The following is a 19,844-nucleotide window of genomic DNA, read 5'->3' on the forward strand; positions in this document are numbered from 1 at the left end:
GGTCCTTTCGTGGGTGGAGCGGATCAACGTGGGGAGGTGCCCGGGGAGCGCGGGTGGAGGGACGGCTTGCGCACGAGCCGGCGACCGGCTCGCTCCGGGCGTACGTGGGGGCCGCCGTGGCGACCCCAGTCGGCGGCCTCATTCATGCGCTCGATCGCGGCCTCGTCGACGACGAGGCCGAGACCAGGGAGGTCGCCGAGCACCAGGTGCCCGTCCTCGATCTCCTGGTCGGAGGTGATGCCGAAGGGCAGGTGCAGGTCCTGCACCTCCAGCGAGAGGTGGTTGGGAACGACCGTGGCTGCGTGGGCGACCGGGTTGGCGTTGTAGCCCACCGGGCTCATCGGCAGGTCGAAGGCCAGCGCGAGCGCGGCCACGCGCAGGAAGTGGGTGATCCCCCAGACGCTGCCGGTCTGCACGACGTCGACCGCGTTGGCCTGCAGCAGCGGCCGGAACTGCTCGAGCCCGGTGAGGTTCTCCCCGGTCGCGACGGCCGCACGCACCGACTGGGACACCCGAGTCAGGCCGTCGACGTCCCACCGGCGCACCGGCTCCTCGACCCAGGCGAGGTCGACCGACTCCTCGAGGCGGCCGATGTGGCGTACCGCCTCCTTGCGTGACCAGGACTCGTTGGCGTCGAGCATCAGCGCGGGCGCGGCACCCGTCCGGTCGTGGAAGACGTCGCTCACGAGGTGGAGGCGCCGCAGGTCGGCCTCGACGTCCAGGCCGCCCTTGATCTTGACGGCGGTGAAGCCACGGTCGGCGAACCGGGTCTGGAGCTCGGCCAGCTCGTCGTCGGTCAGCGGCCCGTCCAGACCGGAAGCGTACGCCGGCACGACCCGGTCGCGCCCGCCGAGCAGACGCCACAACGGCTGGCCGGCGGCCTTGGCCTTGAGGTCCCACAGCGCCATGTCGAGTGCGCCGATCGCCCCGAAGACCGCGCCTGCGTGCCCGGACTTGAAGACCCACGACAGCATCCGGTCGTAGAGCGCTTGCACGGCGCGTGGGTCCTCACCCTCCAGCGCCGGGAAGACGACGTCGAGCCCCTGATGGTGGCCCAGGCCGATGCCTTCCAGCCCCGAGTCGGTGGTGAGCACGACGATCGGGACCGCCGTCTTGCCCGACCCGACGGCGCCGTTGACGTCGCCGATGGGACGTCCCCAGTCGTGCACCGTGGTCAGCGTGCGATAGCCCGTGATGCGCATGGTTTCGTCGGCCCCTTAGCCCTCGGCCGCGGCGGTGACGCCGTCGATGGTCTGCTTCTGGAGGTCGCCACCACCTTCGTGGTGACCACCTGCCGAAATCATCAGACATCATTTGTCTGTTGTCAACCGTCGGTTGTCTGCCGCCGAGCCATGGCGCGCCTCAGAGGACGATCTCGGGCCTCACGCGTTTGGGCGTCCAGACCCGTTGCCGGCGGGCACCGTGGCTGGTCAGCAGCAGCGCCCCGACGAGGAAGGCGGCCAGGACGAGGGCGTCTGCGACGACGCGCCCCGAGAGTCCGCCGTACATCAGCTGGCGCAGCCCGTCGACGGCGTAGCTCATCGGCAGCACGTGGTGGAGCGGGTGCAGCGGCCCGGGGATCGTCTGCCAGGGGAAGGTGCCGCCGGCGGTGACGAGCTGGACGACCATCAGGACCAGGCCGAGGAACTGACCCGGCGCCCCGAGGAGCGCGTTGAGCATGTGCACGATCGCGATGAACGTCGCCGAGGTGAGCAGCAGGAACCCGAAGGTGCCGAGCCAGTTCACCGGGGTGATGTCGACGGCGAAGCCGACGACCACGATCACCACGGCCATCTGGGCGGCACCGATGAGCGCCGGGGTGATCCAGCCACCCAGGGCGATCCGCAGCGGCGCCTGGTTCGCGGCCAGCGCGCGGGTCGAGATCGGCCGGACGAGCAGGAACAGGACGTACCCGCCGATCCACGCGCCCAGGGCGAGGAAAAATGGCGCCAGCCCGGCGCCGTAGGAGGACGCCTTCGCCTCGGAGACCGAGTCGATGGCGACCGGGTCGGCGATCGTCGAGGCGATCTGGTCGCGCAGCTCCTCGTCGGTGGCCGGCGCCTGCGCGACGCCGTCCTGCAGCCCCTTCTTCAGGTCACCGGCGCCGGTGGCGAGCGTGCCGGCGCCGTCGCGCAGCTTGGTCGCTCCGGTGCTGAGCTCGCCGGCGCCGTCGGCGGCCGAGGAGATCCCGGTGACGAGATCGGGCATCGCGTCCGCGAGCTGCTCGTTGCCGTCGGCGACCTGGTCAGCGCCGGTCGCGAGCTGGTCGAGCTGGCCGGAGACGTCGCCGACGCGCTGGTCGACGCGGTCGAGCGGGGCGGAGCCGCGGTCGTAGATGGCGAGGATGTCGGCTCGCTGCTGCTGGTCGAGCCCCTCGGCCTCGAGCCGAGCGTCGAGATCCGTCCGAGCGGCGTCGTAGGCGGCGACGGCATCGTCGACGGCGGTCGCTGCCCGCTGCCCGGTGGCGGCTATCTGGTCGTTCCCGTCGGCGACCTTGCGTGCGCCGGTGGCGAGCTCGCGCGTCTGGGCGGGCAGGTCGGCGACCTTGCTCTCGATGGTGTTCAGGCCGCTCTCGAGGTCGCCGGCCCCGGTGGCCAGCTTCCCGGCGCCGTCGCGCAGCGTGCCCGCACCCTTCTCCAGCTTCGCGGCACCGTCGGCGGCCTTCACCAGACCCGAGCGGAGGTCGGAGATGCCGAGCAGGAAGTTGGCCGCGGCCTGCTCGGAGACCTCGCTGGCGATGGCGTCACGGACCTTGTCGGTGACGTTGGTCGCGATCGTGGTCGACAGGTAGGAGTTGGCATCGTTGGTGATGACCTGGATCTGCGCCTGCTTCGGGTCGAGACGTTCCGCGCCGGTCAGCGTCCGGGAGAAGCCCTCGGGGATCCGCAGGGCGAAGTAGTAGTCGCCCTGCCGGATGTCCTCCTCGGCCGTGGCCGCGGAGACCTCCGACCAGTCGAAGTCGCCCGACTTCAGGAGCTTGTCGGCGACATCGCGCCCGGCGTCGATCTTCGTGCCGTCGGTCGTGGTGGCCCCGGTGTCCTCCACGATGAGAGCCGCCGGGAGCTCATCGAAGTGGGCGTACGGATCGTGGTTGGCGTAGAGGTAGAGCCCGGCGTAGAGCGTGGGGACGAGGACGAGCGCCACGATGACGAGCTTCGCCAGCCGTCCGGCCGTGATCCGGCGCAGCTCGGTCAGGGCGATACGCAGCGAGTTCATGCTTCCTCCGTCGGACCGATGGTGAACGTACGCACGCCGGCGGGGATCGAGACCGCGGCGCTCGCGGTGACCAGGACACCGGGCCGAGTCTCCGAACCGGCGAGGTCGTCGGCGATCTCCAGCCACCGTGCGACCGGCAGGCCGAGCCGCTCGGGATAGGTGAGGACGAGGAAGCGGGTGCCCGGCCGCAGCAGCGCCATCCGCGCGAGGATCTCGAGTCGGGGTCCCGGCGGGACCGCCTCCGTGGTGACGCCGGTCCCGAGGTCGTACTCCCCCAGCCAGCCGTCGATGGCCGCAGCACTCGGCTTGCGCTTCGCCATGGCGAGCTCCTCGCCGAGGATCGTGCGGAACGGCACCATCTCGTCGGGTTCGGAGACCCCTGGCACATCGACGAGCGCCACGGCCGCCTGCAGAGCCCGAGGCGACGCGTCACCGTCCATCTCCACCCTGCCCGCATCCAGCCGGAGCCGCCCGGCGAGGGCGAGCGCCAACGACGTGTGCCCACCGCCCGGCGGCCCCATCGCCACCGCGACCTCTCCCCCGCGCAGAGTCAACGACGTAGTGGGCAGCAGATTCCGGGTCCCCTGCTGAACACGCACGCCGAGGGCTCGCAGCCTCGTCGTCTCCTCCTCGACCACGTCCTCACTCATGGCCGAAACCCTGTCACCAAATGTCGGCAAAGACGATCAGGCACAACGATCCCGGCGCAGCCGCACCGAGGACGTCGTACCGTGACTTCAGTCGTACGCCTGACGTGAACGGAGGCTCCCACGATGCCCGATACCGACGTGGTCGTGGTGGGAGCCGGCCTGGCCGGCCTGAGCGCGGCCCGCAGGCTCACTTCGGCCGGCAGGTCCGTCGTGGTGCTGGAGGCACGGGACCGGGTCGGCGGTCGCACCGAGGGTGGAGTCCTCGAGGGGCACCCGATCGAGCTCGGCGGCACCTGGATCGGCGAGGGTCACACCGAGATGTACCGGCTCGTCGACGAGCTGGGCCTGGAGACGTTCCCGACCTGGAACGACGCCGGCGAGCTGCTCGTCGACCTCGGCGGCAAACAGTCCCGGCTCGGCCCGCAGAAGGGCGCGACGCCCAAGTTCAACCCGATCGCCCTGGCCGACCTCGCCCAGGGCCTGGCCCGCTACGAAAGGCTCGCACGCGGCGTCGACGTCGAGCGGCCGTGGGCCCACCCCAAGGCCTCGCTGCTGGACGGCCAGACCTTCGAGTCGTGGATCCGTCGCAACCTGAGGACGCCCACCGGCCGTTCCTACTTCCGCGTGCTGACCGAGGCTCTCTACTCGGCCGACGCCGCCGACCTCTCCCTGCTCCACACGCTCTTCTACACGATCAGCAACGGCGATCTCGATACGCTCGCCTCCACCGACAGCGGCGCCCAGAAGGATCGCGTCGTCGGTGGATCGGTGCTGGTCTCCCAGCACCTCGCCGTCGGCCAGGACGTGCGGTTCAGCTCGCCTGTGGCCCGCATCGCCCAGAGCGGCGAGAGCGTCAGTGCCATCACCCGCGACGGCGAGACCCACACGGCGCGACATGCCCTCCTCACCCTGCCTCCGACCCTCGCCGGGCGGCTCGACTACGACCCGATCCTTCCCGCCGGCCGCGACCAGCTCACGCAGCGCGTGCCGGCCGGAACGGTCGTGAAGTGCTTCGCGGCGTACCCGAAGCCGTTCTGGCGCGAGCGGGGACTCAACGGCCAGGCGATATCCGACCGCGGCCCGGTCAAGGTCACCTTCGACGTCTCCCCGCCCGGCGCGGAGGTCGGCATCCTGATCGGCTTCGTCGAGGCCGGCGAAGCCCGCAGCTGGCAACGTCTTCCCGACAGCGAGCGTCGCCGCGGCGTCATCGCCTCCTTCGTGCGCTACTTCGGGGGCGAGGCAGCCACCCCGATGTCGTACGTCGAGAAGGACTGGAGCGCCGAGGAGTTCACCCGGGGCTGCTACGGCGCCGGCTTCGGCCCCGGCGTCTGGACGAACTTCGGACCGCTGCTGCGCGAGCCCGTCGGTCGGATCCACTGGGCCGGAGCGGAGTACGCCACAGCATGGAGCGGCTACATGGAGGGAGCAGTCCGCTCGGGCCAACGCAGCGCCGAGGAGATCCTCGCGGCACTGGCATGACCTCAAGCCTGCTCAGGTCGAGATCTCCGATGTCGGTGGCACGAAGAGACTCGTCTTCGACATCATCAGCGGTAGTCCCGATGTCCTGGCCGAGATCATGGAGGCGCTCGCGTGAAGATCCACCACCTCAACTGCGGCACGATGCACCCGGTAGCCACGCCCGGCAGCCTGGTCTGCCACGTACTCCTCGTCGAGACGGAGAACGGTCTCGTGCTCGTCGACAGCGGATTCGGTACGCAGGACGCAGCCGACCCGAAGGGCCGGTTCGGCGGCGCTCGCTTCCTGGTGCGCCCGAGTTTCGACGTCTCCGAGTCGGCCGTCGAGCAGGTCGCGCGGCTGGGCTTCGACCCTCAGGACGTACGCCACGTCGTGCTCACCCACTTCGACGCCGACCACACCGGCGGGCTCGCCGACTTCCCCTGGGCGCAGGTACACCTGACCGCAGCCGAGAACTTCGCCGCCCTGCACCCCCAGGGCGCCGTCGAGAGAGGCCGCTACCTGCCCAGCCAGCGGGCCCACGGCCCGGTGCTCGTCGAGCACACACCTGAGGAGGGCGAGTCCTGGAGAGGGTTCGCGGGGGCCAAGGAGCTCACCGAGATCTCTGCCGGCCTGGTGCTGATCAATCTGCCGGGCCACACCCGCGGCCATGCCGCCGTCGCCGTCGACGCCGGTGACCACTGGGTCCTGCACGCCGGCGACGCCTTCTATCACCACGGCCAGATCGACGGCTCCGGCCACGCGCCGCGCACCCTGACCCTGATGGAACGCCTCATCGCGCACGACCGGAAGAAGGTCCAGGCCAACCACGAGCGCCTCGCCGAGCTCTGGGCCGCCCCCTCCCCCGACCTCGTCCTCGTCAACGCCCACGACCCGAGCCTGCTCCGCTAGCCTCACGTCGCCGTCGTCTCATGAAGAGGAACACGATGTCCGAGCGCGAGTTGACTCACCCCGTCACGCTGACACTGCCGAACGGTCACCTCAATCCGGACGCGGTCGGGTGGGCACGTCAGCCGCTTGTCGACACCACCGGCATCGGTCGCGGCCGGGGCCGCAACAAGCGCTGGGAATACTGGAATGTCACCACGCCGACCCACATCGTCGGGCTTACCGTCTCCTCGATCGACTACGCCGCCGTCCATGAGGTCTGGGTCCTCGACCGTGTGACCGAGCAGACCTGGGGCGCAGCGGCGACGGTGATCCCGCCACGGCATGTCGAGCTACCGGCCACCGTCGAGAGCGGCCGAGCGTTCGCCCGCGCCAAGGAACTGGAGATCGAGGTGACCCCCGACACCGACGGCACACGCCTGCAAGCCCGGATCCCCGGAGTCTCGATCGACGTTGTCGCGCATCTGCCCGCGCTGCACGAACGACTGGCTGTCGTGGTGCCGTGGAGTTCGACCCGTTTTCAGTACACAGTCAAGGATGTCGCCCGGCCGGCGACAGGATCACTCACCATCGACGGCATCGCCCACCAGCTCCCCGCGGATGACTCCTGGGCAGTCCTCGACCACGGCCGGGGCCGATGGCCCTACAGCATCAGTTGGAACTGGGGCGCTGGCTCGGGTCGCAGTGGCGGTCGGGTGATCGGCCTCCAGGTCGGCGGTCTCTGGACCGAGGGCACCGGGTCGACCGAGAACTCCCTGTACGTCGACGGGAGGCTGCACAAGATCCACGAGGAGCTCACCTGGGACTACGACCTGGCTGAATGGCGCCGGCCCTGGCGCGTCCATGGAGGCGGCCTCGAGGCGACGTTCGAACCGTTCTACGACAAGGTCACCCGCACCAACTTCGGCGTCCTGGCCGGGCGCACCGACCAGTGCTTCGGGCACTGGTCAGGCACCTACGCGATCCCGGACGGCGACAAGATCGCCTTCGACCAGATCCTCGGCTGGGCCGAAGAGGTACACAACCGCTGGTGAAACCTGTAGTAGATCCCCGCCTAGCCACTTCTGAGCGCACCGACGCACAACGACACCGCAGTTCAGACCCGGAAATCGAAGAAGCCCGGACCTTTCGGTCCGGGCTTCTTCTTTGGAGTAGCGGGGACAGGATTTGAACCTGTGACCTCTGGGTTATGAGCCCAGCGAGCTACCGAGCTGCTCCACCCCGCGTCGCAAGAAGAACATTACACGCGAGGGGAAACGAACCCCTAATCGGAGATGTCCCTCATCCCCCCGAGATGAGGTCGGCGGCCTGGTCGACCTTGTCCTGAGCCTCGGCGATGAGGCGCTCGCGCTCGGCGTAGTCGCCGGCCTTGCCGGCCTCGTCGGCCTGGGCGAACAAGGAACGCGCGTCCTCGAGGAGCTGGCCCACCTCGGCCGGCGAGTCACCGGAGGGTGGGGTGGTCTCGGCCGGTTCCTCGTCGGGATCGGAGGCCGTCGGGGGCGTCGGGGCGGCGCCGGTCAGCGCGACCTCGAGGGCGTCGTTCAGCGTCGAGCCGTAGCCGACCCGTCCGTCGTAGGAGACCAGCACGAAGGCCAGCTGGGCATAGCCGGAGGTCGAGGCGGTCGCTCGGCGGGCGTAGATCGGCTCGACGTACAGGATGCCGTTCTTCGCCGTCGGATATGTGACCACCTGGCCCCACACCGGCGCCGATCCGGAGCGGTTGAAGGAGGCCACCTCGTCGGCGATCGCCTTGTCCGTACGGAACTCGTTGGAGACCATGCCCGGACCCTGGGTGTCGTCGGGGAATCCCGTGGTGATCCGGATCTTCCCGTAGTTCTCCGAGGTGGCGTCCGAGTCGACCGACATCATCGCCGCCAGGTTGGGACGGTTGTAGGGCACGAACGCGGACGTCAGCGACCAGCGCGCCGTGCCGGAGCCGTCATCGAGGAACATCCGGTAGGGAGTCTGCTGGTGGTTGTCGTCGTTGGGGTCCTCGGGCACGGCCCAGCGCTCGTTGCCGGAGAAGAAGACGTCCGGGTCGGAGACGTGGTAGCGCGCCAGCTGGTAGCGCTGCACCTTGTAGAGGTCCTCGGGGTAGCGAAGGTGCTCCAGCAGCTCCTTCGGGATCGACGACTTCGGCATCACGGTGCCGGGGAAGGCCGCCTCCCACGTCTGCAGGATGGGGTCGGCCTCGTCCCACTCGTAGAGCGTGACCGTGCCGTCGTACGCATCCACGGTCGCCTTCACCGCGTTGCGCATGTAGTTGATCTCGTCGGTCGGCAGCGTCTGCACCCCGGCCGAGGTCTGGGTGGCGTCGTCGGTCATCGAGGCGAACGAGTCACGCGCGGCCTGCGGGTAGCGGTCGGTGGTCGTGTAGCCGTCGACCACCCACTGGATCCGGCCGCCCACGATCACCGGGTAGACGTCGTCGTCCAGGGTCAGCCACGGCGCCACCTTCTGCACCCGCTCCTTCGGAGAGCGGTCGTAGAGGATCTCGGAGTCCTCGGTGACCCGTGAGGAGAGCAGGAAGTTCGTGGAGCCGAACTGGATGGCGTACATCAGCTGGCGGAAGTTGGACCCGATCGGGATGCCGCCGGCACCTTCGTACGTCGTCCGGGTCTCGCCGTCCTCGGAGTTGTAGTCGAGCTCGACCGCGGCGCCCTTGTCGGCCTTGCCGACGATCGAGTACTCCGGCGAGTCCTCGCCGAAGTAGACCTTGTCCTGGAACTTGCCCTGCCCGGAGGTCAGGTCGTGCTGGCCGGTGCGGTCGCCCTCGGCCCACTGCATCTGGTTCGACTCGGTCTTGTCGTCGGCTCCGCGCATGTTGGCGTAGGAGGCGATCACGCCGTTGGAGTGGGTGTAGACCGTGTGCAGGTTGGTCCAGGTGCGGTCGGAGTCGGAGATGCCGGCCTGGTTGAGCTCGCGTACGCCGAGCACGACCGCGCGCTCCTTGCCGCCGACCTCGTAGGTGGAGATGTCCAGCGGCTCGTGCACCGAGTAGTAGGAGCGACCCTGCTGGACCTGCTCGAACTCGCGGTGGACCACAGCGGGGTCGACGATCGGCAACGAGGACGCGGTCTCGTCGAGCTGCTCGGGAGAGGCGCCGTCGGCCTCGGCCTGCGAGGTGTACTCGGTCACCTCGAGGTCGTCCTTGGCGATCCCGTAGGCGTCCTGGGTGGCCTTGATGTTGGCCGCCAGGTAGGGCTTCTCCTTGTCCTGCTCGCTCGGCCGGACCTGGAAACCCTGCACGACTGCGGGCCAGATCATCCCGATCAGCAGCACCGAGATCGCGAACAGCGAGATCGCGATCGAGGGCAGCTGCCAGTTGCGCCGCCACATGTTGAGGATGAACAGCACGCCACAGATCACCGCGATCCCGAGCAGGATCTGGTTGGCCGGGAGGACGGCGTGCTCGTCGGTGTAGGTCATCCCGTCCAGGCGGGGCCCGGAGCCGTTGACCAGGTCGTAGCGGTCGACCCAGTAGTCGAGCCCCTTGACCAGCAGGATCAGCCCGAGCATGGCGCTGAGCTGGATCTGCGCCGAGCGGGTGAACCGGTCTCGCTGCGCGGTGAGCCGGATCCCGCCGTAGACATAGTGCACGACCATCGCGCCGATGGTGCCGAGGATCAGCCCGGTCAGCGCGAAGTTGACCAGGTAGTGCCACCACGGCAGGTCGAAGACGTAGAAGCCGATGTCCTTGCCGAAGAACTCATCGGTCTTGTCGAAGTCGCGCCCGTGGCGCCACATCAGATACGTACGCCACTGGCCGGCGCCCGAGAAGCCGGCGAAGATCCCCGATACACCAGCGACGCCCACCAAGAGCCAGGTGCGGATCGGCGCGATCGCGTCGCGGTAGCGGTCCAGCCCACCGATGTCGTCGGCCGGGTGGAAGTAGGGACGGGTGCGGTAGGCGAGTGCCGCGGGCAGCCCGATCATGATCGCCATCAGCACGAAGAAGATGACGAAGAGTGCGGTCCGCGTCCAGAAGACCGTGCCGAAGACGCTGCTGAAGTCGATCGCGTCGTACCACAGCGCGTCGGTGTAGATCGCGGCGAAGGCACTGATGCCGAAGAAGAGCACGATGACCGAGACGGCCGAGATCGCCAGCCATCGGTTGCGGCCGCTGCTCTGTGTGCGCGCCGGCGCCTGCGCCGGGTCGTCGTCGTCGAACAAGCTCATTCCTCACCCTCCGGATTCTCCTCAAGAGTGACACGCAGCAGTTCGAGGAGCTCGGGGACCAGATCGACGCCGCCGATGACCGACTGGTCGTCGTCGTGCGCCTTCAACCGCAGAGCACAGTACGTAGCACCAGCACGTGTCGCGCCGGCCACGATGCGTACCTCTTGCCGGTCGGGGTGCGCCTTGGCGAACTCCGCGGCCGCCTCGGCGTCGTCGGGGATCTTGCCGTCGGCATCGGGCGGCAGCACCAGGCGCTCGACGACCGCCGCACAGCCGGTGACCCCCTGGGGCCAGGCGGTCGTCTGGAGGACCTCCTCCAGCTGGGTCGTCACCGGGACCTGGTCCTGCTCGATCGGGGTCAGCGACCCGTCCTGGTCGGGAGCGTCCAGGCCCATCATCGTGGCGAGCGCGGGCTCGGCCCTGACCAGCGCGGCGGTGTCGACCAGCGCGAAGAGCCGCGCCGGCCCGTCCCAGCCCAGGCCGGCGACGTGGGACTCGATCTCGAGGACGGCCGCGGCGAGCGCGGGGTCGGTCTCGAGGTCGAGACCTCGGCTGAGCTCAGGAGTGGGCTCAGGAGTGGGCTCAGGAGTGGGCCCGGGCGTGGGCTCAGGGGTGTCGTTCACTTCGTGCCCCCACAGGTCGGCAGCTTGGCATTCGGGTCCTCGGTCCAGGTTTCGATCGCCTTGATGGCGTCGTCGAGAGTCTCCACACGGGTCAGGCGCATGTCACCGTTCTCGGCGCCCTCGACGTCTTGGCAGTTGCCGGCGGGCACCAGGAAGAGCTCGGCTCCGTCCGAGGCCGCACCCGGGATCTTCTGCTGGATCCCGCCGATCGGGCCGACGTTCCCGTCCCCGTCGATGGTGCCGGTGCCGGCGATCTTCTTCTCGTCGGTCAGCGGCCCCTCGGTGAGGGTGTCGTAGACCGAGAGCGCCATCATCAGTCCGGCGCTCGGTCCGCCGATGGCCGGATCGAGGGTGATCTTGACGTCGTAAGGGAACTCGTAGGTCGCTCCCAGCGAGACACCGATGAAGGCCTTGCCGTCCTTCTCGCCGGTCTTGATGGTCTCGGTGAGCGTCTTGCCCTTGCGCTCGATGGTCACCTCGATCGTGTCCCCGGGCTCGACCTTCTGCACCTCGGCGACGACCTCTTCGGGGGTGTCGACCGCCTTGTCGCCGACCTTGGTGATCACGTCGTCGGCCTTCAGCTTGCCGGCGGCCGGCGCGTCCTCGGTCACCTCCGCGACCGAGACCTCGTCGACGTCCTCGCCGAGCTTGGTGAGCGCTGCCGCGATCGCCGCGTCCTGAGCGCTGGCCATCTGCACCTGCCCGGCCTCGCGGTCGTCCTCGACGGTGCCCTGGTCGGGGTAGGCGACCTCGCGCGGGTAGACCGCCTCGGTGTCGCTCATCCATGCGCCGAGCAGGGTCCAGAGTCCGAGCCGAGCCTCACGGGTGGTCTCGGAGACCGTGGTCATCCGCAGCTGGCCCTTGTCGCGGTAGCTCGGGTGACCCTCGACCTGGACGATGTCCTTGCCGTCGAACTCGCCCAGGACGTTCACCGTCGGCCCGGGGCTGTAGATCGTGAACGGAAGCGGGACGACCCAGGCGATCACGATCAGGGCAACCACGAGCGGCAGGGCGACCAGACCGGCCAGGGTGCGCTGTGTCATAGCGTCACCTTCTCATTCGAGACCAAGTGCACCCTAAGAGGCGTCGCGGTTGACACGGACCGCGACTCCGGTCGATCTGTCCGGCGGCGGCTGGGGCGCTGCGTACCTTCTCGAGCGCTCCCGCGTCTTCTCCTTCTCGAGCGCGACGCCGAGGCGGCGTACGACCTCTTCCCGGTCCTGCTCGCGGCCCTCACGTCCGAGGAACGCGACCCAGGCCATCGCCAGCACGGTGATGACCGCAGACGGTACGAGCCAGAGCAGGATGTCCACGGGCTGAGCCTATTTGGTGAGCACTGCGGCGCGCATCAGGGCGCGCCGACCCACTCGTCGGTGCCGTCGGTGAAGACCTGGTGCTTCCAGATCGGCACCTCGGCCTTCAGGGTGTCGATGAGGTCGCGGGAGGCGGCGAAGGCCTCGCCACGGTGGCCGGAGGCGGTGGCCACGATGACGGCGATGTCGCCGATGTCGAGGTGGCCGGTGCGGTGGACGGCGGCGAGCCCGGCTACGGCGTGGTTCGCAGCGACCTTCTCGGCCACCTCCTCCAGGCGTGCGAGGGCGGTCGGGTGGGCCTGGTAGTCCAGACCCGTCACGCCCTTTCCACCGTCGTGGTCGCGTACGCGGCCGACGAAGATCGTGACTCCACCCGAGGTCTCGTCGTCGAGTGCGTCCATCACCTCGGTGACATCGAGAGGGGTCTCCCGGATGTCGAGGAGCTTTACGGCAGCGTTCATGAGGCCAGCCTAGTGCTTGCTGACAGCAGGCTTCCGTAACCGCGTAGGCTGGACACATGAGTCAGACCCCAGGTGGCCCCGACGAGCCGGAGGAGCCGGAGAACCCCTTCAAGGGCACGCCCTTTGAGGCGTTCTTCGGTGGTTTTCCTATCGGCGGCGTCGGCGGAGGCCCCGGCGGCATGCCTGACCTGAGCCAGATCTTCGGTCAGATCCAGTCGCTGCTACAGCCCTATGACGGCCCGCTGAACTGGGACGTCGCGATGGACCTCGCCCGCAAGGTCGCCGCGTCCTCGCCGGACCCGACGCCTTCTCAGCGGCAGAAGGACGCCGTCGCCGACGCGATCCAGCTGGCCGACCACTGGCTGGAGGAGACCACGTCATTCCCCTCCGGCGTGAAGTCCGCCACCGCCTGGTCGAAGGCCGAGTGGTTGGTCAACACCCTGGACGCGTGGAAGCCGCTGATCGAGCCGGTCGCCGCCTCGACCGCGGCCGCGATGAGCGGCCAGCTCCCCGAGGACATGAAGGCCCAGATGGGCCCGATGATCGGGTTCGTCGGCAAGGCGATGGGCGCGTTGTACGCGAACCAGGCCGGCACCGGCCTCGGCCATCTCGCCGGTGAGGTCATCTCCGTCTCCGACATCGGCATCCCGCTCACCGAGCCCGGTCAGGCCGCGCTGCTGCCGGTCAACGTCGAGCCCTTCGCCGAGGGCCTGGGCGTCAGCACCGACGACGTGCTGCTCTTCCTGGCCCTGCGCGAGGCCGCCCACCAGCGGCTCTTCGCCGGCGTGCCGTGGCTGCGTGACCACGTGGTCTCGGCCGTGACCGACTACGCGCGTGGCGTCGAGCTCAACATGGAGGCCATGCAGCAGCGCATCGAGGAGCAGATGCGCGGCTTGGACCTCTCCGCCATGCAGGACCCGTCCCAGCTGCAGAACATGTTCGAGGAAGGCATGTTCGAGGTGCCCGACTCGCCCGCGCAGAAGGCGGCGCTGGAGCGGCTCGAGATCGTGCTGGCGCTCGTGGAGGGCTGGGTCGACGAGGTCGTCGCCCTGGCCACCGCCGAGAGGATGCCGGTCGCGGCGCAGCTGCAGGAGGCCGTACGCCGCCGCCGGGCTGCCGGCGGTCCGGCCGAGCAGACCTTCGCGACCCTGGTCGGCCTCGACCTCCGGCCACGACGGCTGCGGGACGCGGCCGCGCTGTGGGGCTCGCTGCGCACCCGACAGGGCATCGAGGCCCGCGACGGCGTCTGGATGTCCCCGGCGCTGCTGCCCACCTCGGCCGACCTCGACGACCCGCTCGGCTTCCGTGAGGGCGCCGAGGCTCCCGACGTCGACTCGATCGACTTCGACGCGGAGCTCAAGAAGCTGCTCGGCGGAGACGCTGAGGAGTGAGTCTGCACGCTGACGCGCTCGCGAACCTGCGGGCGTGGGATGCGCCGTCGGCTCCGCAGGAGGCCTTGCGGCGGCGCTACGTCTCCCATCTCGAGTCCGAGCCCACCGGGGTCTTCAAGTCGTGCGTACCCGACCACCTGACGGCCTCGTGCGTGGTGCTCTCCGACGACGGTTCCTCGGTGCTGCTGACCCACCATCGCAAGGCGCGGCGCTGGTTCCAGTTCGGTGGTCATCTCGAGCAGGGCGACGCGACGCTGTGGGCGGCCGCCGCCCGTGAGCTGCGTGAGGAGTCCGGGGTGCCGGACCTGGTGCCGCTGCCTGGATTGGTGCAGCTCTCCGAGCACCCGGTTCCCTTCTGCGCTCCGTCCGGGGACGTCCACCACCTCGACGTACGCTTCATGGCCCTCGCTCCCGCTGGTGCGGTCCCGCATGTGAGCGAGGAGTCGCTGGACGTACGTTGGTGGCCGGTCGACGGCATCCCCGACCCCGAGGACAATCTCCTCGAGCTCATCGAGCTCGCCCAGGCTCGCCGAGTCGGTCAGTCGATCTCTTCGACGTCGTCGTCCTCATCGCCCGGAGGGGCGGGGAGCTTGGCGGCGGCGGACCAGCCGGCCAGGTAGCCCTTGGCGCGCTCGGCCTGGGGATAGCGGTCGACCCACGCCCAGAAGGCCTCGTTGTGCTTGGCCTCGAAGAGGTGGGCGAGCTCGTGGACGAGCACGTAGTCGACGACCCAGCTCGGCATGCCTCGCAGCCGGTCGCTGAGCCGGATCGAGCGGTCGCCCGGGGTGCACGAGCCCCAGCGACTGTTCTGGTTGTCGACCCAGCGAACGGAGTCGGGCTTGGCCAGGCCGCCGAAGTACTGGTCGCTCAGCGCGGCCGAGCGCCGCATCAGATCATCGTCGCTGGGCTTGCGACGCCGTTCGGCCTTCTCCAGGCGGGCGACCATCTGCTCGACCCACTCGGCCTCCTCGCGCTGGGACATGGCGGCCGGGATCATCACGATGATTCGGTCGCCGTCACGGTAGGCGGAGACCGTACGCCGACGCCGCTTGCTGCGTCGCACCTCGATCTCCGGGCCGTCCATAGGTCAAGAAACTACCTGTTCGCCCAGGCCAGCAGGCGATCCCGCGGCCAGGTGTTGATGATCCGTTCCTCTTCGATACCCGCCGTTTCGGCTCGTTCGCACCCCAGGACGAGGAAGTCGAGCTGCCCCGGGGCGTGTGCGTCCGAGTCGATCGAGAAGAGGCAACCGGCGTCGCGAGCGAGCTCGAGGAGCTTGGACGGCGGGTCTCTCCGCTCGGGCCGGGAGTTGATCTCGACCGCGACCTCGTGCTCGGCGCACGCCTCGAAGACCTTGCGAGCGTCGAACTGGCTGCCGGGCCGGGTGCCGCGGTTCCCGGTGACCAGTCGACCGGTGCAGTGACCGAGCACGTTCATCCGGGTCGTGGAGACCGCCGCGACCATCCGCTTCGTCATCTGCTCCTTCTCCATCTTGAGCTTGGAGTGGACGCTGGCGACCCGCAGCTGGAGCTTGGCGAGCATCTCGTCGGTCTGGTCGAGGCTGCCGTCGTCGAGGATGTCGACCTCGATCCCCTTCAGCAGGGTGAACCCGTGTCCGGCGAGGTGGTCGTTGACCGCGTCGACGACACCGAGCTGCCGCTCCAGGCGGGCGGCGCTGAGGCCGTTGGCGACCGTCAGTCGCGGACTGTGGTCGGTGAGCACGAGGTACTCATGTCCCAGCTCGATCGCGGTGAAGGCCATCTCCTCGATCGGCGACCCGCCGTCGGACCAGTCGGAGTGGCTGTGCAGGTCGCCACGGAGCCTGCTCCGCAGCCCCTCCCCCGCCCCGTCGGCGGTCAGCGGACCGCCGTGGACGCGCTCGGTCTCCAGCAGCCGCTGCGGAACCTCGCCGCGCGCGGCCTCGCTGATGACCTTGGCAGTGCTGGCCCCGACCCCGCTCAGCTCGGTCAGGGTGCCCTCGGCCACCCGGCTGCGCACGTCCTCCTCGGAGAGGGGCAGGATCGCTGCGGCCGCGGCGCGGAACGCCTTCACCTTGTAGGTGTCCTCGCGTCCGCGCTCGAGCAGGAATGCGATCCGTCGCAGCGCTGCGACGGGGGACAACGGCTCGCCTACCAAATCTTCCTCCAACTATTTTTGCCTCCACAGGCGGTGGAGAATGCTTTTCCCTGGTCAAGGTCCTGATTCAACCGAATATTCTTCATCCGGTCACTTGGTTACTCACAGGAATGCGCGTGTCTTCCACCGGCTGTCCCCAAGCAAAGCGGGGTTGTCCACATCTTGTCCACAAGCAACGCGGAGTGGGACGTTGACGCGCTCCCACATCCTCTTTAAGTTCGATGTCAGTGGGACCCCCGGCGCCGCCGGACGGCCTTCGCAAGGGGAAGGCGAAGGACGATCCAGGCACCGGGGGTCCCTCCAGTTTTCAGGTGGCTCGGCGACCTTGGCAAGTGCCTTCGGCAACGCTTCGATGCCCCTTCGAAAGTCGCGAATCCCCCGGTATGACGCCAACACGCCGACACTCGCTTGATAGCCCGTGTTGCCGCCGAAAGCGCCGCGTGTCGTAGGGTCGAGTTGGCTCGACATGACGAGCTTCCGACGGGCTTCCCTGACAACCCCGTCGCGACGACCAGTTAAATAAAGGCAAGGAGGCCGTCATGGCGGAGACCTGGAGCGGCGAGTTCTACTGCGTGAAGTGCAAGGAGAAGCGCGAGGCAACCGGTGAGATCCGGGTGAACGACAAGGGCACCAAGATGGCCAAGGCCGTCTGCCCGGTCTGCAGCACCAACCTCAACCGCATCCTCGGTAAGGCCTGAGCGCTCAGTTTCATCCTGAGCCCACGCGGCGGCGTCCCCGGCATGTCCGGCGGCGCCGCTGCCACGTTTTGCCGAGGCGTCAGCCCCGTCGGCCGAGACGTCATCCAGGTGCCAACTCGGCCGACGTAGGTGACGTCTCGGCAGGTTATCCACAGGCCCTGTGGATTGTCGGTGCGGGAAATCCGGGGCGATGTGAGACTCCCGGCATGAGCACGCGCTACCGGATTCGGCCGGGGTATGTGGCCGTACGACGTGATGAGACCCGACTCCAGATCGGCATCGACCCGCCACGGCGGGCGATCGTGCAGGACGGTGTGGAGGTACGCCGCCTGCTGACCGACCTCGCCGCCGGCCAAGCGGTCGAGCCCGACCACCTGCCCGGACGACACGCGATGCAGCAGCTGGGCAACGCCGGCCTGCTGATGGAGGCGGACGGCGGGGAGCCGTCACCACGGGTGGGCTTCGACGGTCCACCGGCGCTGCTCTCGGCGGCTCGGGCACTGATCGGACCGGCCCCGGCAACGTCGGCCGCGCCCGACATCGTCGTACTCCTCTCCGAAGGGCCGCTGGACCGCGAACGAGCCGACGAGATGGTGCGCGAGGGCAGGGCACACCTCGTCGTCGAGAGCGGCCCCGACACCTGGACGGTGGGCCCGCTGGTCGTCCCCGGGGTCACCGCGTGCCTACGCTGCCTCGACGCGACGCTCGCCGAGGAGGACGAGCGGCGGGCCGTGGTCGTGAGCCAGCTCGTCGGCAACGAGGTGCCGAGCGACGCGCTGCTGCAGTCCCTCGCGCTCTCCTGGGCCGTACGCGACGCCCGCACCTACCTCGCCGGGCGGACCCCGACCTCGTGGTCGGCGTCGGTGATCCTCACCCGCGACGACGAGCCCACCGTCCGACCGTGGCTGCGGCATCCCTACTGCGGCTGCGCCTGGGACCTGATCGCCTCGGCCGGGCCGGGGACGGGTGAACCGGCTTGACCTCCGCCGACGCCTCCGGCACCCTTGCGGACATGGTCACGAAGAGCGCGCTGCGACGACGAGGAATGGGTCTCTGACCCCGCCCTCGCGTCAGCCTGCCCTCTTCACCTCCTAGGACCACTCCCGTGCACGAGCACACCCTTGCCCTGTCCGCATCCCTGCAGAGCGCCGTCGTCACCTGCTTCGGCGACACCTTCGCCGGTATCGATCCCGAGCTGCGGCCGGCCACCCGGCCCGAGTTCGGACATCTCCAGTCCAATCTCCCGCTGCGGCTGGCCGGCCCGCTCGGCCTGCCGCCGCGGGAGATCGGCGCCCGCCTCATCGATGCCGTCGACCTGGGCGATCTCGTCTCCCTCGAGCTGGCCGGAGCCGGGTTCCTCAACCTCACCTGGTCCCCCGACGTCCTCGGCGCGGTGGTCAGCGACCTGCTCACCGACCCACACCTGGGCGTACCCGTTCCGGAGAGCCCGAGACGGGTCGTCGTCGACTACTCCTCCCCCAATGTCGCCAAGCCGATGCATGTCGGCCACCTGCGCTCCACGGTCATCGGCGACTCCCTGGCCAGGGTCCTGGCCTACACCGGCCACGACGTCGTGCGGCAGAACCATCTCGGCGACTGGGGCACCCAGTTCGGCATGCTGGTCGAGGAGCTGCTCGGCGAGGGGCTCAGCGACCCGGCGACGGTCGCCGACCTGGACATGTCCGAGCTGCTCGCGCTCTACCAGCGGGCCAAGGCGCGCTTCGACGACGATCCGGGCTTCGCCGACTCCGCCCGGCGGCGGGTGGTCGCGCTCCAGTCCGGCGAGCCGACCACCCTCGCGCTGTGGCAGGCGCTCGTCGACGCCTCGATGGCCGAGTTCGAGGCCACCTACGGCCGGCTCGGCGTACTCCTGACCGATGACGACTTCGACGGCGAGAGCCGCTACAACCCGCAGCTCCCCGGCGTCGTCGACGACCTTCGGGCATCGGGACTGCTGACCGAGTCGGCCGGCGCCCAGGTCGTCTATCCCGACGGCTTCACCGGCCGCGACGGCGCCCCGCTGCCGCTGATCGTCCGGAAGGCCGACGGCGGGTTCGGGTACGCCGCCACCGACCTCGCCACGATCCGGCACCGCGTCGACGACCTGGCCGTGAACCGGGTCGTCTACATCGTCGACCACCGGCAGAGCCAGCATTTCGAGATGGTCTTCGCCGTCGCCCGCGCCGCCGGCTGGCTGCCCGACTCGGTGGAGGTCCAGCACATCGGCTTCGGCACCGTGCTCGGCCCCGACGGCCGACCGTTCAAGACCCGCTCGGGCGAGACGGTCTCGCTGACCGCGCTGCTGGACGCCGCCGAGGAGGCCGCCGCGGCCAGCTACGCCGGTCCCGAGGTCGTACGTGCCGTGGCCAACGCTGCGGTGAAGTACGCCGACCTCTCCAACAACCTCGCCCGCGACTACGTCTTCGACCTCACCCGGATGTCGGCCACCACCGGCGAGACCGGCCCGTATCTGCAGTACGCCCATGCCCGGGTGTGCAGCATCCTCGCGCAGGCACCGCAGCAGGCGCACGGCATCAACACGCTGTCCCACCCGGCCGAGCAGCGGCTGGCGCTGGAGCTGACCGGCTTCGCATCGGTGGTCGCCAAGGTCGCCGACACCTTGGAGCCGCATCACCTGACCGCGTACCTCTATGGTCTGGCGACCGCCCTGACGGGGTTCTACGAGAACTGTCCGGTGCTCAAGGCAGAGGGTGAGGTCAGGCAGACCCGACTCGCATTGTGCGAGGCGACCCGGCGAGTGCTGTCAGAGGGACTCGGGCTCCTCGGGATCGAGGCGCCACAGAGGATGTGAG

18 protein-coding genes and 1 tRNA gene are annotated in these 19,844 nt (G+C 69.2%); 8 read left to right on the plus strand and 11 right to left on the minus strand.

The genetic code is table 11. The features are described from left to right. Nucleotides 1–23: 23 nt before the first annotated feature. The 3 genes from ACFV9G_RS02280 to ACFV9G_RS02290 form a co-directional block, all read right to left on the minus strand. Nucleotides 24–1,202, minus strand: a complete 1,179-nt coding sequence (locus tag ACFV9G_RS02280) for a mandelate racemase/muconate lactonizing enzyme family protein (RefSeq protein WP_378724534.1) — start codon at nucleotides 1,200–1,202, stop codon at nucleotides 24–26. Nucleotides 1,203–1,362: 160 nt separating this feature from the next. Continuing rightward, nucleotides 1,363–3,216 carry a YhgE/Pip family protein gene (locus ACFV9G_RS02285; protein WP_378724536.1) on the minus strand — a complete coding sequence of 618 codons (1,854 nt, stop codon included), beginning with the start codon at nucleotides 3,214–3,216 and terminating at the stop codon, nucleotides 1,363–1,365. Then, nucleotides 3,213–3,866 (minus strand): hypothetical protein, encoded by a 654-nt coding sequence (locus tag ACFV9G_RS02290; protein ID WP_378724538.1) that lies wholly within the window; start codon nucleotides 3,864–3,866, stop codon nucleotides 3,213–3,215. Before ACFV9G_RS02290 ends, ACFV9G_RS02285 begins: the two co-directional genes overlap by 4 nt. 123 nt (nucleotides 3,867–3,989) lie before the next feature. Between ACFV9G_RS02290 and ACFV9G_RS02295 the strand changes: the two genes are divergently transcribed. The 3 genes from ACFV9G_RS02295 (at nucleotide 3,990) to ACFV9G_RS02305 (ending at nucleotide 7,264) form a co-directional block, all read left to right on the plus strand. Further along, on the plus strand, nucleotides 3,990–5,345 hold the full coding sequence (locus ACFV9G_RS02295) for a flavin monoamine oxidase family protein (protein WP_378724540.1): 1,356 nt from the start codon (nucleotides 3,990–3,992) through the stop codon (nucleotides 5,343–5,345). A gap of 111 nt (nucleotides 5,346–5,456) precedes the next feature. Beyond that, a complete protein-coding gene (locus ACFV9G_RS02300; protein WP_378724542.1) occupies nucleotides 5,457–6,233 on the plus strand; it encodes an MBL fold metallo-hydrolase in 777 nt (258 codons plus the stop codon). A 35-nt stretch (nucleotides 6,234–6,268) separates the two neighbouring features. Beyond that, the gene (locus tag ACFV9G_RS02305; protein ID WP_378724544.1) at nucleotides 6,269–7,264 is read left to right on the plus strand and encodes a DUF2804 domain-containing protein; all 996 of its coding nucleotides are present in this window, start codon (nucleotides 6,269–6,271) and stop codon (nucleotides 7,262–7,264) included. A gap of 118 nt (nucleotides 7,265–7,382) precedes the next feature. Here ACFV9G_RS02305 and ACFV9G_RS02310 read toward each other — a convergent pair. The 6 genes from ACFV9G_RS02310 to ACFV9G_RS02335 form a co-directional block, all read right to left on the minus strand. Further along, nucleotides 7,383–7,456: transfer RNA gene (locus ACFV9G_RS02310), tRNA-Met, on the minus strand. A 55-nt stretch (nucleotides 7,457–7,511) separates the two neighbouring features. Beyond that, nucleotides 7,512–10,409 carry a UPF0182 family protein gene (locus ACFV9G_RS02315; protein WP_378724546.1) on the minus strand — a complete coding sequence of 966 codons (2,898 nt, stop codon included), beginning with the start codon at nucleotides 10,407–10,409 and terminating at the stop codon, nucleotides 7,512–7,514. After that, nucleotides 10,406–11,032, minus strand: a complete 627-nt coding sequence (locus tag ACFV9G_RS02320; protein WP_378724548.1) for a PPA1309 family protein — start codon at nucleotides 11,030–11,032, stop codon at nucleotides 10,406–10,408. Before ACFV9G_RS02320 ends, ACFV9G_RS02315 begins: the two co-directional genes overlap by 4 nt. Then, nucleotides 11,029–12,075 (minus strand): PDZ domain-containing protein, encoded by a 1,047-nt coding sequence (locus ACFV9G_RS02325; RefSeq protein WP_378724549.1) that lies wholly within the window; start codon nucleotides 12,073–12,075, stop codon nucleotides 11,029–11,031. Before ACFV9G_RS02325 ends, ACFV9G_RS02320 begins: the two co-directional genes overlap by 4 nt. 33 nt (nucleotides 12,076–12,108) lie before the next feature. Beyond that, complete coding sequence (locus ACFV9G_RS02330) at nucleotides 12,109–12,345, minus strand: hypothetical protein (protein ID WP_378724551.1); 237 nt, start codon at nucleotides 12,343–12,345, stop codon at nucleotides 12,109–12,111. A gap of 35 nt (nucleotides 12,346–12,380) precedes the next feature. Continuing rightward, the gene (locus tag ACFV9G_RS02335; RefSeq protein ID WP_378724553.1) at nucleotides 12,381–12,806 is read right to left on the minus strand and encodes a molybdenum cofactor biosynthesis protein MoaE; all 426 of its coding nucleotides are present in this window, start codon (nucleotides 12,804–12,806) and stop codon (nucleotides 12,381–12,383) included. Between the two features lie 56 nt (nucleotides 12,807–12,862). Between ACFV9G_RS02335 and ACFV9G_RS02340 the strand changes: the two genes are divergently transcribed. Together ACFV9G_RS02340 and ACFV9G_RS02345 are read left to right on the plus strand one after the other, a co-directional pair. Further along, the gene (locus ACFV9G_RS02340) at nucleotides 12,863–14,197 is read left to right on the plus strand and encodes a zinc-dependent metalloprotease (RefSeq protein ID WP_378724555.1); all 1,335 of its coding nucleotides are present in this window, start codon (nucleotides 12,863–12,865) and stop codon (nucleotides 14,195–14,197) included. After that, complete coding sequence (locus ACFV9G_RS02345) at nucleotides 14,194–14,817, plus strand: NUDIX hydrolase (protein WP_378724557.1); 624 nt, start codon at nucleotides 14,194–14,196, stop codon at nucleotides 14,815–14,817. The genes ACFV9G_RS02340 and ACFV9G_RS02345 overlap by 4 nt, the downstream gene beginning before the upstream one ends. Here the strand turns inward: ACFV9G_RS02345 and ACFV9G_RS02350 are convergent. Both ACFV9G_RS02350 and ACFV9G_RS02355 read right to left on the minus strand, forming a co-directional pair. Continuing rightward, nucleotides 14,736–15,281, minus strand: coding sequence for a M48 family metallopeptidase (locus ACFV9G_RS02350; protein WP_378724559.1), 546 nt, complete (start codon nucleotides 15,279–15,281; stop codon nucleotides 14,736–14,738). The genes ACFV9G_RS02345 and ACFV9G_RS02350 overlap by 82 nt on opposite strands. Nucleotides 15,282–15,292: 11 nt before the next feature. Further along, nucleotides 15,293–16,318: a PHP domain-containing protein gene (locus tag ACFV9G_RS02355; RefSeq protein ID WP_378724560.1), complete on the minus strand. Its 1,026-nt coding sequence runs from the start codon at nucleotides 16,316–16,318 to the stop codon at nucleotides 15,293–15,295. Between the two features lie 554 nt (nucleotides 16,319–16,872). On the opposite strand from ACFV9G_RS02355, the gene ACFV9G_RS02360 reads away from it, so the two are divergent. The 3 genes from ACFV9G_RS02360 to argS all read left to right on the plus strand — a co-directional run bounded on the left by ACFV9G_RS02360 (nucleotide 16,873) and on the right by argS (nucleotide 19,843). Beyond that, nucleotides 16,873–17,031, plus strand: coding sequence for a DUF5679 domain-containing protein (locus ACFV9G_RS02360; protein WP_091051197.1), 159 nt, complete (start codon nucleotides 16,873–16,875; stop codon nucleotides 17,029–17,031). Nucleotides 17,032–17,237: 206 nt separating this feature from the next. Continuing rightward, nucleotides 17,238–18,011 carry a hypothetical protein gene (locus tag ACFV9G_RS02365; protein ID WP_378724562.1) on the plus strand — a complete coding sequence of 258 codons (774 nt, stop codon included), beginning with the start codon at nucleotides 17,238–17,240 and terminating at the stop codon, nucleotides 18,009–18,011. A 158-nt stretch (nucleotides 18,012–18,169) separates the two neighbouring features. Next, nucleotides 18,170–19,843 carry an arginine--tRNA ligase gene (gene argS, locus ACFV9G_RS02370; RefSeq protein WP_378724634.1) on the plus strand — a complete coding sequence of 558 codons (1,674 nt, stop codon included), beginning with the start codon at nucleotides 18,170–18,172 and terminating at the stop codon, nucleotides 19,841–19,843. The last annotated feature ends 1 nt before the right edge of the window (nucleotide 19,844 follow it).

The sequence above is a fragment of the Nocardioides sp. NPDC059952 genome (assembly GCF_042730435.1).
In the GTDB taxonomy this organism is placed as follows: Bacteria; Actinomycetota; Actinomycetes; order Propionibacteriales; family Nocardioidaceae; genus Nocardioides.